Origin of the sequence: Nocardia sp. NPDC056064 (assembly GCF_042266925.1) — a bacterium.
In the GTDB taxonomy this organism is placed as follows: Bacteria; Actinomycetota; Actinomycetes; order Mycobacteriales; family Mycobacteriaceae; genus Nocardia.
The window spans coordinates 112,047-125,290 of record NZ_JBHJWO010000004.1; the positions used below are offsets into that span (position 1 = coordinate 112,047).

Sequence of the window (13,244 nt, forward strand, 5' to 3'; positions counted from 1 at the left end):
GGCGCTCAGTCGGCGTCGCCGCCGTCCGGACCGGCCGCCAGCGCGTACCCGCCGGTCGGATGGTCCTGTGGCAGCGGCACCGCCCAGCGCAGCCGGGTACCCGGCAGCTCCGGATGGTCCTCGTCGGTGGCGGGCTGGGCCGGACCCACCTCGAAGCGCCCGCCCGCTTCCTGCGCGCGCTGTTCGAGATTGCGCAGCCCGCTGCGGATGACGTGATTGGGGATACCCCAGCCGTTGTCGCTGACCGTGATGGTCAGATCGTCGGCCACCTCGATGACGATGGCGACGGTGTCGGCCCCGGAATGGCGCACCGCGTTGCTCACCGCCTCGCGCACCACCGCCTCGGCGTGATCGGCCAGCTGCGGGTCCAGGACCGACAGCGGTCCCGAGACCTGGATGGTCGCGCGCAGGGCGATGTCGGCGGTCTGGCGCCGGATCGCCACCTCCAGCCGCTGCTGCAGGCTCGCGCTGTGCTCGGGTCCGCTGGCGTGCAGATCGAAGATGGAGGTGCGGATCTCCTGTACCACCTCCTGCAGATCCATGATCACCGTCGAAAGACGCTGCCGCACTTCGGGAACCACGGCTTTGGGCAGGGTCGCCTGCACCGTCAGGCCGATGGCGAACAGCCGCTGGATGACGTGGTCGTGCAGATCGCGGGCGATCCGGTCGCGGTCGGCCACGATGTCGAGTTCGCGCATGCGCCGCTGCGCGTCGGCCAGGCGCACCGCCAGCGCGGCCTGGTCGCAGAAGGCCGCGGTGAGTTCCATCATCTCGTCGGAATAGGGCGCGAAGCCGGGCGGGCGGATGGTCACCAGCACGCCCAGGGTGGCGTCGGGAGTGCACAGCGGCAGCACCAGTGCCGGTCCGGCGCAGGGGGTTTCGGAACCGGGGAAGTCGATGCCGAGAGTCACCTCGGCGGTGTTGTCGTAGCGCAGGGGAGTGCGGCGGGTGAACGCGTCGCCCAGGGCGGTGCCCGCGATCGGGATGGTCTGCCAGTCCTGTCCGGCGTCGGGCCCGGTCCACTGGGTGATGACCAGTTCGGAGATCTCACCGGGGGATTCGTCGGGCACCGGCACCGAGGCGAGGAACGCCTGGTGCGAACCGGTCAGGCCGCGCGCGGCGTCGACCACATGGGCCAGCACGCGATCGGATTCGGTGCCCGCCAGGAACTCGGTGGCGATGTCGCGGGTGGCCTCGATCCAGGCCTGCCGGGTGCGGGCCTGCTCGTAGAGCCGGGCGTTGTCCACCGCGATGCCCGCGGCGGCGGCCAGCGCGAGCACCAGGACCTCGTCCTCCTCGGTGAACGGCTGACCGTCGGACTTCTCGGTGAGATACAGGCTGCCGAAGACCTTGTCCCGAATGCGTACCGGCACACCGAGAAACGTATGCATCGGCGGATGACCCGCCGGGAAACCCACCGAGGACGAGTGTTTCGTCAGATCGTCCAGGCGCAGCGGCGCCTTCTCGGCGAACACCGCGCCGAGTACCCCGTGCCCGGCGGGTAATCGCTCGATGCGTTCGCGGATCTTGTCCGGCAGACCCTCGTCGATGAACTGCGCGACCTGCTGATCGTGGCCGCGCACCGCGAGCGCGCCGTAGCGGGCGTCGACCAGGTTCATCGCGGTACGCACGATGGTGCGCAGGGTTTCGTCGAGATCGAGTCCCGCGGTGACGGTGAGCATGGCCTCGACCAGGCCGTCCATCCGGTCGCGCGAGCCGATCATCACCTCGACCCGGTCGGCCACCTCGCCCAGCAGGTCGCGCAGACGCTGCTGGGACACGGTCCGCCCCGGCGAATAGCGGTCACCCCGACCGTCATTCGTCATCGCCGTGCCCTTCGCGCCGTGCCGCCCCTACCGATCAGACGCAAAGTCTAGTCCGCAATGTTGGGACTTTCGGCCCTTCACCCGCACCGGCCCCCGATGGTGGCATAGGGCACCGGGAAATGGGATCGAGAAGTGGGGCAAGAGATGAATTCGTTGTCGAGCACCCAGCACTGGACGACCGCCGCGGACCCCGAGCTCGCGGTGACCACCCGTGGCGAGGTACCGGCCCAGGACGTCACCCGGGCGGTCCGCGCCATCACTCGCGTGATGCGCAGGCATCACCTCGACAGTCCGGCCCGCGTGCGCGTCACCGCGCCGCAGGGTTCCGACGAGCCGACCCTGGTGCAGGCCAACATCCGCACCAACGAGACGCTCACCCGCGTGCAGGTGACCGGCCCCGGCGGGTTCGCGGTCACCTTCGCCGCCGAGCGGCTCGACCGTCAGCTCGCGCGCCGCGCGGGCAAGGAGGCGCGCGGCGCCTGGCCGGACCCGGCCCGCAGGCCGCTCGCGCAGATCACCGAGACCCGGCCGATCATCCGGCGCAAGGACTGCGCGCTGATGACCGGGACACCGCTGGAAGCCAGCACCGTGCTCGACGCGATGGACTACGACGCCTACCTGTTCACCGACGCGCTCACCGGCGAGGACGCCATCGTCACCTGGGCCGACCCGCACGGCGTCAACCTGGCGCGCCAGCGCCACACCCTCGCCGTCGACGACCAGGCCGGCCTGCCGCTCACCGCCAGCGCGATGCCGGTGCGCGTGGTCCAGGACGCCGCCCCCGTCTACGCCGAGGACGAAGCCTCCGACGTGCTGTGCACCGCGGGTCTGCCGTACCTGTTCTTCACCGACAGCCACACCGGTCGCGGCAACCTGCTCTACCGCCGCTACGACGGCAACCTCACCATCGTGGTGCCCGCCTGAGCCGTCACGGCTCGCGCAGCTTCGTCGCCAGGACCGCCGCCTGCGTGCGGCGTTCCACGCCCAGTTTCGCCAGCAGCCGCGAGACGTAGTTCTTCACCGTCTTCTCGGCCAGGAACATGCGCGCCGCGATCTGGCGATTGGTCAGGCCCTCACCGAGCAGTTCGAGCAGTCGGCGCTCCTGCTCGGTGAGGCCCGCCAGCGCGCCGGAGGGTTCGGTGCTGCGGCGCAGCCGGGCGCGCAGGGCGTCGGCCGCCCTGGTGTCGAGTAGCGAGTGCCCCGCACCGACCTGTTTGATGGCGTCGGCCAGTTTCATGCCGTCGATGTTCTTCACCACATAGCCGCTGGCCCCCGCGAGGATCGCGTCGAGCATCGCGTGCTCGTCGGAGAACGAGGTCAGGATCAGGCAGTGCAGGTCCTCGAACTCGGCCAGCAGATTGCGGCACAGCTCGATGCCGTTGCCGTCGGGCAGCCGCACATCCAGCACCGCCACATCGGGCCGCGCCTCGCGAATGCGCACCATCGCCTCCGCGACACCCCCTGCCTGCCCGATCACAGTGAGTTCTGGATCACCCTCGAGCAGATCGATCAGCCCACGCCGCACGATCTCGTGATCATCGACCAGGAATACCTCGAGCACGCCGGCTCCTTCATCATGTCGATCGCCCCCACCCTGCCACCCACCCCTGCCGTCAAACATAATCCGCCCGCCGAATTCCCGGGCACAGACGAAGAACTCGGCCCGAGGGACCCCGTCGATCCGCCATGACCACCCGACCCGGCCCCGCACATCCCGACCCCGAGGAGGGATCGCCGCGCAGCGGCGGTTCGCGCCCGTCCCGTCGATCAGGCGCCGTGGCGTACGCGACGAAGGAGCAAGCCACGGTGCCTGATCGACGGGACCGCCCAAAGGGCGCGAACTCGAGCGCGCCAGCGCTCCAAAAACACAGGCGCGAACTCGAGCGCGCCAGCGCTCCAAAAAACCTGTCGGTGGTCCGGCCTAGCATGGCGTGCGGGGGTTCATGTCCGGGTGGCGGATGACGATGGAGAAGGGATTCACCAGGTGGCGGAACGCCTCACTGTGCGCGGAGCGAGGGAACACAACCTGAAGGGTGTGGACCTGGATCTGCCACGCGACAGCCTGATCGTGTTCACCGGTCTGTCCGGGTCCGGGAAGTCGAGCTTGGCGTTCGACACGATCTTCGCCGAGGGTCAGCGGCGCTATGTCGAGTCGCTCTCGGCGTACGCGCGGCAGTTCCTCGGGCAGATGGACAAGCCGGATGTCGATTTCATCGAAGGTCTCTCGCCCGCGGTGTCGATCGACCAGAAGTCGACCAACCGCAATCCGCGGTCGACGGTCGGCACGATCACCGAGGTGTACGACTACCTGCGGTTGCTCTATGCCCGCGCCGGTACCCCGCACTGCCCGGTGTGTGGTGAGCTGATCGCCAAGCAGAGCCCGCAGCAGATCGTCGACCAGGTGCTGGCGATGGACGAGGGCTTGAAGTTCCAGGTGCTGGCGCCGGTGGTGCGCACCCGCAAGGGCGAGTTCGTCGACCTGTTCGACCAGCTCAAGACCCAGGGTTATTCGCGGGTGCGGGTGGACGGGGTGGTGTATCCGCTCACCGATCCGCCGAAGCTGAAGAAGCAGGAGAAGCACGACGTCGAGGTCGTGGTGGACCGGCTGGCGGTGAAGTCCGGGTCCAAGCAGCGGCTCACCGATTCGATCGAGACCGCGTTGCGGCTGGCCGACGGCATCGTCGTGCTCGATTTCGTCGACCGTGACGAGCACGCGCACGACCGGGAGCGCCGGTTCTCCGAGCGGCTGGCCTGCCCGAACGGGCATCCGCTCGACATCGAGGATCTCGAGCCGCGCTCGTTCTCGTTCAACTCGCCCTATGGCGCCTGCCCGGATTGCACCGGCCTCGGTATCCGCAAGGAGGTCGACCCCGAGCTCGTCGTGCCCGATCCGGCGCTGAGTCTGGCCGAGGGCGCCATCGCGCCGTGGGCGCGCGGGCAGACCGCCGAGTACTTCAACCGGCTGCTGTCCGGTCTGGCCGAGGCGATCGGTTTCTCGATGGACACCCCGTGGCAGAGCCTGCCCGCCAAGGCGCGCAAGGCCGTGCTCGAGGGCAGCTCCGATCAGGTGCACGTCTCCTACACCAACCGCTACGGCCGCAAGCGCTCCTATTACGCCGATTTCGAGGGCGTGATGCCGTTCCTGCACCGGCGCATGGACAACACCGAGTCCGAGCAGATGAAGGAGCACTACGACGGGTACATGCGGGATGTGCCGTGCCCGGTCTGTCACGGGTCGCGGTTGCGCCCGGAGATCCTGGCGGTCACCCTGGCCGCCGACGGCACCGACAAGTCGATCGCCGAGGTGGCCGATCTGTCGATCGGCGCGTGCGCGCACTTCCTGAACTCGCTGACGCTGGGCGAGCGCGAGGCCGCCATCGCCGGGCAGGTGCTCAAGGAGATCCAGGCCCGGCTCGGCTTCCTGCTCGACGTCGGCCTGGAGTACCTGACGCTCTCGCGGGCCGCCGCGACGCTGTCCGGTGGTGAGGCCCAGCGCATCCGCCTGGCCACCCAGATCGGTTCCGGCCTGGTCGGGGTGCTCTATGTGCTCGACGAGCCGTCGATCGGCCTGCACCAGCGCGACAACCGCAGGCTGATCGAGACCCTGCTGCGGCTCAAGAAGCTGGGCAACACCCTGATCGTGGTCGAACACGACGAGGACACCATCCGCGCCTCGGACTGGGTGGTCGACATCGGCCCGCTGGCCGGTGAGCACGGTGGTCGCGTGGTGCACAGCGGCCCGTACGCCGAGCTGCTGACCGAGCCCGAGTCGCTGACCGGCGCGTACCTGTCGGGCCGCGAGCAGATCGACGTGCCGTTCGTGCGCAGGCCGGTGGACAAGAAGCGCAAGCTCACCGTGGTCGGCGCCACCGAGCACAATCTGCAGGGCATCGACGTGATGTTCCCGCTGGGTGTGCTCACCTCGGTCACCGGTGTCTCCGGCTCGGGCAAGTCGACGCTGGTCAACGACATCCTGGCGACGGTGCTGGCGAACAAGCTCAACGGCGCGCGGCAGGTGCCGGGCAGGCACACCAGGATCAACGGTGTCGATCAGCTCGACAAGCTCGTGCAGGTCGACCAGTCGCCGATCGGGCGCACCCCGCGCTCGAACCCGGCCACCTACACCGGCGTCTTCGACAAGATCCGCACCCTGTTCGCCTCCACCACCGAGGCCAAGGTCCGCGGCTACCAGCCCGGGCGGTTCTCCTTCAATGTGAAGGGCGGCCGCTGCGAGGCGTGCTCGGGTGACGGCACGCTCAAGATCGAGATGAACTTCCTGCCGGACGTCTATGTCCCGTGCGAGGTGTGCCACGGCGCCCGCTACAACCGGGAAACCCTCGAGGTGCACTACAAGGGCAAGACCATCGCCGAGGTGCTGGACATGCCGATCGACGAGGCCGCCGAGTTCTTCGAGCCGGTCACCTCGATCCACCGCTACCTCAAGACCCTGGTCGAGGTCGGGCTCGGATACGTGCGTCTGGGCCAGAGCGCGCCGACGCTGTCCGGTGGTGAGGCCCAGCGCGTGAAGCTGGCCGCCGAGCTGCAGAAGCGTTCCACCGGGCGCACCGTCTACATCCTCGACGAGCCGACCACCGGTCTGCACTTCGAGGACATCCGCAAGCTGCTGAAGGTGATCAACGGGCTGGTCGACAAGGGCAACACGGTGATCGTCATCGAGCACAATCTCGATGTCATCAAGACCTCGGACTGGGTCATCGACATGGGCCCCGAGGGCGGTTCCGGCGGCGGCACGGTGGTGGCGACCGGCACCCCCGAGGACGTGGCGGCGGTCTCGGACAGCTACACCGGCCAATTCCTGAAGGAGGTCCTCGCGGCGCCCGCGAAGGCACCGGCGAAGAAGGCCGCGAAGAAGGCTCCGGCGGCGAAGAAGGCCCCGGCGGAGACGGCCGCGGCCAAGCGTCTGGCCCGAAAGGCGGCCGCGCTGCGCTGAGCCCGGTTATCCTCCCGCCGGGGACTTTCCGAAAAAGCTGCGAAGTGAAACACTCGTGGGTAACATTCGGGCCGCGCGATCGTGGATGTCGTGCAGTACGAAAGGAACGTCCCCATGGATGAAGCCACCACGGCGCTCATCGCCCAGATCCTGTCTTTCCTCAGTGGCGGGTCCTCGCTGGCCTACGAGCCCACCAAGCCGACGGCCTGACCGGCAGAATCGAGAGGAATCACTGATGGATACCGGAAGCGCCACGTTGTTCGAGGCGATCGCCAACATGCTCGCCACCGGCTCGGCCGTCTCGGTCACCCCGGGAACACCGCCGGGTGGCACGGCCTGAGCAACGGCCCACACGAAACGAAGATCCGCCGGCGTTCGCGCCGGCGGATCTTTTCGTCTGTCGGGGGAGTGGGTCAGTACACCGGCCCGGTGTACTTCTCGCCCGGCCCGGCGCCCGGCGCGTCCGGCGTCGAGGACGCCTCGCGGAAGGCGCGCTGCAGGGCCTGCAGGCCCTCGCGGATCGGCCCGGCGTGCGGGCCCAGGTACTCCACCGACGCGGTGACCAGCCCGGCCAGCGCGGTGATCACCCGGCGCGCCTCGTCCAGGTCGACACCGGCGCCCGAGGACGGGTCCTCCCCGGCCAGGCCCAGCTTCTCCGCGGCCGAGCTCATCAGCATCACCGCGGCCCGGCTGATCACCTCGACGGCGGGGATGTCGGCCAGGTCGCGCACGGGGGGATCGAGCTCGTCAGTCATGCTGATCAGGCTATAGCGCGGCCGGGGCGGACCCGCGGCGCCGGGGCGATTCGGCGATAGCGGAATGCGATGCTAGACTTTCCGCTGACGACCGCCCCTGGTCGCGCCATGCGGCTCTGGGGCAGATAAGTGGAGCCCGACTCCCACCGTTTCCGGCGAGCAATCGTCCTCGGCAAACGGTCCCGGTCACCCGTCCTTCGCGATGGGTTCTCCGTGTGCCTGGCGCGCGGAGGTCGACACCGATCCCGCGAGGGTATCGGCTGTGGACGATCGGTCGACATCGGGCCCCGTGGCGGAGAAATACCGCACCGGGGCTTTCGTGTTGAAACAGGGGTTGCAGTTATTGCATGCGGTCGTTATGACGACACCGCTTGACCTAGGAGGCCCCATCAGCACTGAGACCCGCATCAACGATCGCATCCGTGTTCCCGAGGTCCGTCTCATCGGACCCGGCGGCGAACAGGTTGGGATCGTGCGTGTTGAAGATGCACTTCGCGTCGCGCTCGAAGCCGATCTCGACCTGGTCGAGGTGGCACCCGATGCCCGTCCGCCGGTCTGCAAGATCATGGACTACGGCAAGTTCAAGTACGAGACCGCGCAGAAGGCACGCGAGTCCCGGAAGAACCAGGTCCAGACCGTGATCAAGGAGCAGAAGCTCCGCCCGAAGATCGACGACCACGACTACGAGACCAAGAAGCGCAACGTCGTTCGCTTCCTCGAGGCCGGGTCCAAGGTCAAGGTCACGATCATGTTCCGTGGTCGTGAGCAGTCGCGACCCGAACTCGGCTTCCGGCTGCTGCAGCGGTTGGCCTCCGACGTCGCCGAACTCGGTTTCGTCGAGACCTCGGCCAAGCAGGACGGCCGCAACATGACCATGGTCCTCGCGCCCCACAAGGGTGCGAAGACGCGGGTGAAGGCACAGCAGGAATCGGCCCCGGCACGTCCGCTGCCGACCGGTCCCGCCAGTGCCGAACCGGCTGCGCTGGTCGACACCCCGGCGCCCGCCGAGCAGGCAGCGCCGGCCGACCCGCAGTAACACCGATTTCACCGACTAGATAGAGGAATCTCCATGCCGAAGAACAAGACCCACAGCGGCGCCAAGAAGCGATTCAAGGTGTCCGGCCGGGGCAAGCTGCTTCGCGAGCAGGCGAACCGTCGCCACCTCCTGGAGCACAAGTCCACCCGCCGGACTCGTCGTCTGGAAGGCACGGAGTCCGTCGCCGACGTCGATGCCCCCCGCGTGAAGCGGCTGCTCGGTCTCGCCTGATTTCCAGGTAAGCAGACCGTCGCACCCCGACGATTCCGCGGCCGGGACACACCGGACGCCGACAACTACCGAACTCGGGCGCCTTCGCGCCCCCAGATGATCAAGGACTGACACAGTGGCACGCGTCAAAAGGGCCGTCAACGCTCAGAAGAAGCGCCGTTCCATCCTCGAGGCCTCCAAGGGCTACCGGGGCCAGCGCTCGCGCCTGTACCGCAAGGCCAAGGAACAGCAGCTCCACTCGCTGACCTACGCCTACCGCGACCGCAAGGCGCGTAAGGGTGACTTCCGCAAGCTGTGGATCGCTCGTATCAACGCCGCCGCGCGTCTGAACGACATCACCTACAACCGCTTCATCCAGGGCCTCAAGGCCGCGGGTGTCGAGGTGGACCGCAAGATCCTGGCCGAGCTCGCCGTCTCCGACGCCGAGGCCTTCGCCGGTCTGGTGGCTGTCGCCAAGGCCGCGCTGCCCGCCGACGTCAACGCGCCGGCCACCGCCGCCTGAGCTTGACGACGCACAGCGATTCGCCGGAACGACCCGTGGACGCGCTCTCCGAGCGTAATCCGCGGGTCGTTTCCGCTGTCAAACTCCAGCGCGCCGCGCAGCGCCGCAAGGCGGGACTGTTCCTCGCCGAGGGCGCCAATGCCGTCACCGCAGCGCTGGAGACCGGTCGTGTTCGTGAGCTGTTCTATTCGCTCGCCGCGGCCGAACGCGAGACCGCGCTGATCGCCGGTGCCGCCGCCGACGGTGTCCGCACCACGCTGGTCGCCGATCGCGCCGCCGAACACCTCGGCGAGACCGTCACCGCGCCGGGGCTGGTCGCGGTGTGCGAGCTGCTCGACGTGCCTCTCGCCACGGTGCTCGACCGCGGTCCGCGCATGCTCGCCGTACCGGTCGAGATCGCCGAGCCCGGTAATGCGGGCACTCTCATCCGGGTCGCCGACGCGGTCGGCGCCGACGGGGTGGTCCTGGCGGGGGAGACCGTCGACCCGCACAACGGCAAATGCGTCCGTGCCAGCGCGGGCAGTGTCTTCCATGTGCCGATCGCGCGCAGCCGCGACATCACCGCCACCCTCGACGCCATCTCCGCCGCCGGGGTCACGATCCTGGCCACCGCCGCCACCGGCGAGGTGGACCTCGACGACGCCGACGAGATCCTCACCGGCCCGGTCGCCTGGCTGTTCGGCAACGAGGCGCACGGCCTCGACCCGGCCGTGGCCGCCCGCGCCGACCATCGCATCCGCATCCCCATCCACGGCCGCGCCGAAAGCCTGAATCTCGCGGCGGCGGCGGCGATCTGCCTCTACGCGAACGCGCGCGTGCAGCACGCGCGCTAGCGGGCGCTCAGCAGCTGGGCTCGGTGCCGGACCGGAGATCGTCGAGGATCTCGGTGGCCCAGGGGAGGGCGATCGCGTGGCTCCCGGCCACCTGCATGGCCGTCATGATCGTCAGCAACATGCCGGTGGCGACGAAACGGCGTGCTTCGAGGGTGTCGGCGCCGGTCAGCTCGCCGACCAACCGGTAGATCCGGCCGAAGCGCTCGCGCATCGGGTCGCCGATCGCGGGATCGGCGCTGGCGGCGGCGCCGTGCAGCAGCATGAGCGGTAGTTCGCGTTCGGCCAGGAACACGTCGAAGCCCTGGCCGAGGGTGCGCAGCGCCTCGGCGGTGCCGGTCTCCGGTGGGATCGGGGCGCCACGGAACAGTTCCTCGATCCGGTCGCAGACCTCGTGCAGCGCGGCGAGGAACAACTGCTGCTTCGTGCCGAACAGCCGGATCACATAGGGCTGCGACACTCCCGCGAGCCGGGCGATCTCATCGGTTTTCGTTGCCGCGTATCCGGATTCGGCGAAGGCGCGGACGGCGGCTTCGAGTACCTGGGCGCTGCGCTCGGAGGCCGTCATCCGGGTTCTCGTCGTGCCGCCCATGGGTGCGCCTCCCTCGTGCTCCGTTGCCTCTTGACATGTTATCAGCCGATGCATAACCATTGACCGTATTAGTTATCAGTGAATAACAACAAGGGCTGGACATGACTCAGACACTCGAACCCGGCGACGCCGTCCTCGCTGAACCGCCCGCGCCCTCCGGCGCGAAATCCGTCCCGGTCGGCACGGTGATCGCCGCCGTCGGCATCCCGATGTTCATGGTCACCCTGGACAACCTCGTCGTGACCAACGCGCTGCCGGTGATCAAGGAGGAACTGGGCGCCTCACTGTCGGACCTGCAGTGGTTCATCAGCGCCTACACCCTCTCGTTCGCCTCGCTGCTGCTCACGGCCTCGGCCCTGGGCGACCGGATCGGCCGGCGCCGGGTGTTCCTGGCTGGTATCGCGGTGTTCGTGGCCGCGTCGGCGGCGTGCGCGCTGGCCACCGAGCCGTGGATGCTCATCGCCGCCCGCGCGATCCAGGGCGCCGGCGGTGCCGCGGTCATGCCGCTGTCGCTGACCCTGCTCGCCGCGGCGGTGCCCGAGCGGATGCGCAGTGCCGCGATCGGCATCTGGGGTGGCCTGGCCGGGCTGGGGGTCGCGGTCGGTCCGGTGGTCGGCGGCGCGGTCGTCGAGGGACTGAACTGGCAGTGGATCTTCTGGCTCAATGTGCCGATCGGCCTGCTCGCCCTGCCGTTCGCCGCGCGCGTGCTCGCCGAATCCCGCGGCACCGCACGCAAGCTCGACCTGCTCGGGCTGGTGCTCTCGGCCGGTGGCGTGCTCGCGGTGGTGTGGGGCGTCATCCACGGTGCCGACGACGGCTGGACCTCGCGCCCGGTGCTCGCCGCGCTGATCGGTGGCGGTGTCCTGCTCGTGGCGTTCGTCGCCTGGGAGCGCGCGGCCACCGATCCGATGCTGCCGCTGCGGATGTTCGCCTCCCGCGGCCTGAGCCTGAGCTACATCGTGTCCTTCGGTTTCTCCGCCGGTGTGTTCGGCGCGATCTTCCTGCTCGCGCAGTTCTTCCAGGTGGTGCAGGGCTACTCGCCGCTGGAATCGGGCATCCGCACGATGCCGTGGACCATGGTGCCGATGGTCGTGGCGCCGCTGGCCGGGCTGGTGGTCGACCGCGTCGGCGCGCGCGTGCTCATCGCCGCCGGACAGGTGTGCCTGGCGGTGTCGCTGGGCTGGATGGCGCTGATCATCAGCACCGATGTCGCCTACCCGTCGTTCATCGCCCCCTTCGTGCTCGGCGGTATCGGGATGGGCCTGACCTTCGCGCCGTCCTCCACCATCGTCATGGCCAGTGCGTCGCCCGCCGATCAGGGCATGGCCTCGGGTATCAACAGCACCGTGCGCGAGGTGGGCGTGACCATGGGCATCGCGGTGCTCGCCTCGGTCTTCGCCTCGCACGGCTCCTACAGCGATCCGCAGGCCTACGTGGACGGCCTGGTGCCCGCCGTGTGGGTGGGTGCCGGTCTGGTCGCGGTCGCGGCGGTGGTGGCGGCCTTCCTGCCGCGCCACGCCACGCAGCAGGGCTGATCCGGGCCTCGGCGGGCTCGCGTGCCTCGTCGGTGCGCGGGTCCGCCGTGCTCGGTCTCCGTCCGTGGGACTCAGGACGCGGGTCCGGCCGGGGCCGGATACGCCGCCGGGTACGCGGATACCACGATCGGCGCGGGCAGCGCGACGATCTGCTGCGGGTCCTCGTACAGGATCGTCCCGGGATCGTCGGAATCCAGCCGCTCCCAGGCGATCCCGTGCCGGTCGAGAATGTCGAGGTACCCGCTGACCCGGTCGATCATCGGCAGCGCCGTCGCCTTGAACCACGCCACCGCCCCCGGATGCCGGTCGCGGTCGTAGACGCGCCGGTCCACCTCGTAGGGATTCACCAGGTGATCGGTGAACCAATCATTGCCGCTGCGGCGGAACCGCTCCTGCTCCACGCTCAGCCGACCCTCCGACGACAGACCGTTGACCAGGGCGAACACGCCGGGGCACACCCCGTGGCGATTCGGGTGGATCGCCTGGAAGCGCACATACCGCCGCGGCACCGACGGCTCCGACCGGCGATCGGGCTCCCGTCTCATTCGGCCTCCTCCGCGCGCGTCGGTCCAGACCCGGGCGCGCTCTCCGGGCGCTCGCACCGGCCGAGGGCCCGTGGGAACGGGCGGCGGCTCACCGGGCGGATGCCGAGTCCACACAGTGCCAGACCGCTGCCGGGCGCGGTGCGGCGGACACGTCTGCCTTGGGGCGGGGTCGAATCGCAAGTCTGTTCAGGCATCGAACCGTCCTGTCCTCGAGTCGAACACGCTGATGTGTTTGATCGGTTGGACGGGACACGGACCGATTCGGTTCCCTCGAATTTCGCGGAGGTCCGCGATGTGGCACGGAACCGGCCTGACCTGGACTTGTCGGTCGTCATCGGGACCCGCTGACCGGGGTGGTGGTGTCCGGCGGTAATCCGGATGAACCGCGCGAACCCGATCCCATAGGATTTATCCAGCACCGATGCGGGTTGGCAATGACGC

General features: G+C 69.0%; 12 protein-coding genes. 7 read left to right on the forward strand and 5 right to left on the reverse strand.

The genetic code is table 11. The annotated features are described in order from the left end of the window. Positions 1-5: 5 nt before the first annotated feature. Entirely contained in the window at positions 6-1,826 is a 1,821-nt protein-coding gene (locus tag ACFC06_RS28315; RefSeq protein WP_375938278.1) for a GAF domain-containing protein, read from the reverse strand. 144 nt (positions 1,827-1,970) lie between these two features. Here ACFC06_RS28315 and ACFC06_RS28320 point away from each other — a divergent pair, with 144 nt between their 5' ends. Beyond that, complete coding sequence (locus tag ACFC06_RS28320; RefSeq protein ID WP_375938281.1) at positions 1,971-2,750, forward strand: hypothetical protein; 780 nt, start codon at positions 1,971-1,973, stop codon at positions 2,748-2,750. A gap of 4 nt (positions 2,751-2,754) precedes the next feature. Here the strand turns inward: ACFC06_RS28320 and ACFC06_RS28325 are convergent, their stop codons facing one another. Continuing rightward, positions 2,755-3,387 (reverse strand): response regulator, encoded by a 633-nt coding sequence (locus ACFC06_RS28325; RefSeq protein ID WP_375938284.1) that lies wholly within the window; start codon positions 3,385-3,387, stop codon positions 2,755-2,757. 423 nt (positions 3,388-3,810) lie between these two features. Between ACFC06_RS28325 and uvrA the strand changes: the two genes are divergently transcribed. Continuing rightward, positions 3,811-6,777: an excinuclease ABC subunit UvrA gene (gene uvrA, locus ACFC06_RS28330; protein WP_375938285.1), complete on the forward strand. Its 2,967-nt coding sequence runs from the start codon at positions 3,811-3,813 to the stop codon at positions 6,775-6,777. Between the two features lie 413 nt (positions 6,778-7,190). On the opposite strand, the gene ACFC06_RS28335 is transcribed toward uvrA, so the two are convergent. Continuing rightward, positions 7,191-7,532 carry a DUF1844 domain-containing protein gene (locus ACFC06_RS28335; RefSeq protein ID WP_375938288.1) on the reverse strand — a complete coding sequence of 114 codons (342 nt, stop codon included), beginning with the start codon at positions 7,530-7,532 and terminating at the stop codon, positions 7,191-7,193. 358 nt (positions 7,533-7,890) lie between these two features. Here ACFC06_RS28335 and infC point away from each other — a divergent pair, with 358 nt between their 5' ends. The 4 genes from infC (at position 7,891) to ACFC06_RS28355 (ending at position 10,134) form a co-directional block, all read left to right on the forward strand. Further along, a complete protein-coding gene (gene infC / locus ACFC06_RS28340) occupies positions 7,891-8,568 on the forward strand; it encodes a translation initiation factor IF-3 (RefSeq protein WP_336086930.1) in 678 nt (225 codons plus the stop codon). 33 nt (positions 8,569-8,601) lie between these two features. Further along, positions 8,602-8,799 (forward strand): 50S ribosomal protein L35, encoded by a 198-nt coding sequence (gene rpmI, locus ACFC06_RS28345; protein ID WP_278265897.1) that lies wholly within the window; start codon positions 8,602-8,604, stop codon positions 8,797-8,799. Between the two features lie 115 nt (positions 8,800-8,914). After that, on the forward strand, positions 8,915-9,301 hold the full coding sequence (gene rplT / locus ACFC06_RS28350; protein ID WP_019046423.1) for a 50S ribosomal protein L20: 387 nt from the start codon (positions 8,915-8,917) through the stop codon (positions 9,299-9,301). A gap of 35 nt (positions 9,302-9,336) precedes the next feature. Further along, on the forward strand, positions 9,337-10,134 hold the full coding sequence (locus tag ACFC06_RS28355; RefSeq protein WP_375938293.1) for a TrmH family RNA methyltransferase: 798 nt from the start codon (positions 9,337-9,339) through the stop codon (positions 10,132-10,134). 7 nt (positions 10,135-10,141) lie between these two features. Here the strand turns inward: ACFC06_RS28355 and ACFC06_RS28360 are convergent, their stop codons facing one another. Next, the gene (locus ACFC06_RS28360; protein ID WP_375938296.1) at positions 10,142-10,699 is read right to left on the reverse strand and encodes a TetR/AcrR family transcriptional regulator; all 558 of its coding nucleotides are present in this window, start codon (positions 10,697-10,699) and stop codon (positions 10,142-10,144) included. 125 nt (positions 10,700-10,824) lie between these two features. On the opposite strand from ACFC06_RS28360, the gene ACFC06_RS28365 reads away from it, so the two are divergent. Next, on the forward strand, positions 10,825-12,258 hold the full coding sequence (locus ACFC06_RS28365) for an MFS transporter (protein WP_375938298.1): 1,434 nt from the start codon (positions 10,825-10,827) through the stop codon (positions 12,256-12,258). Positions 12,259-12,329: 71 nt separating this feature from the next. On the opposite strand, the gene ACFC06_RS28370 is transcribed toward ACFC06_RS28365, so the two are convergent. After that, positions 12,330-12,803 carry a hypothetical protein gene (locus ACFC06_RS28370; protein WP_375938301.1) on the reverse strand — a complete coding sequence of 158 codons (474 nt, stop codon included), beginning with the start codon at positions 12,801-12,803 and terminating at the stop codon, positions 12,330-12,332. Between the last annotated feature and the right edge of the window lie 441 nt (positions 12,804-13,244).

Excerpts from the sequence above, each read along its gene's own strand:
- ACFC06_RS28315 (WP_375938278.1), bottom strand. The coding sequence starts at position 1,826 with ATGACGAATGACGGTCGGGGTGACCGCTATTCGCCGGGGCGGACCGTG.
- ACFC06_RS28320 (WP_375938281.1), top strand. The coding sequence starts at position 1,971 with ATGAATTCGTTGTCGAGCACCCAGCACTGGACGACCGCCGCGGACCCC.
- ACFC06_RS28335 (WP_375938288.1), bottom strand. The coding sequence starts at position 7,532 with ATGACTGACGAGCTCGATCCCCCCGTGCGCGACCTGGCCGACATCCCC.
- infC (WP_336086930.1), top strand. The coding sequence starts at position 7,891 with ATGACGACACCGCTTGACCTAGGAGGCCCCATCAGCACTGAGACCCGC.
- rpmI (WP_278265897.1), top strand. The coding sequence starts at position 8,602 with ATGCCGAAGAACAAGACCCACAGCGGCGCCAAGAAGCGATTCAAGGTG.
- ACFC06_RS28360 (WP_375938296.1), bottom strand. The coding sequence starts at position 10,699 with ATGACGGCCTCCGAGCGCAGCGCCCAGGTACTCGAAGCCGCCGTCCGC.
- ACFC06_RS28365 (WP_375938298.1), top strand. The coding sequence starts at position 10,825 with ATGACTCAGACACTCGAACCCGGCGACGCCGTCCTCGCTGAACCGCCC.
- ACFC06_RS28370 (WP_375938301.1), bottom strand. The coding sequence starts at position 12,803 with ATGAGACGGGAGCCCGATCGCCGGTCGGAGCCGTCGGTGCCGCGGCGG.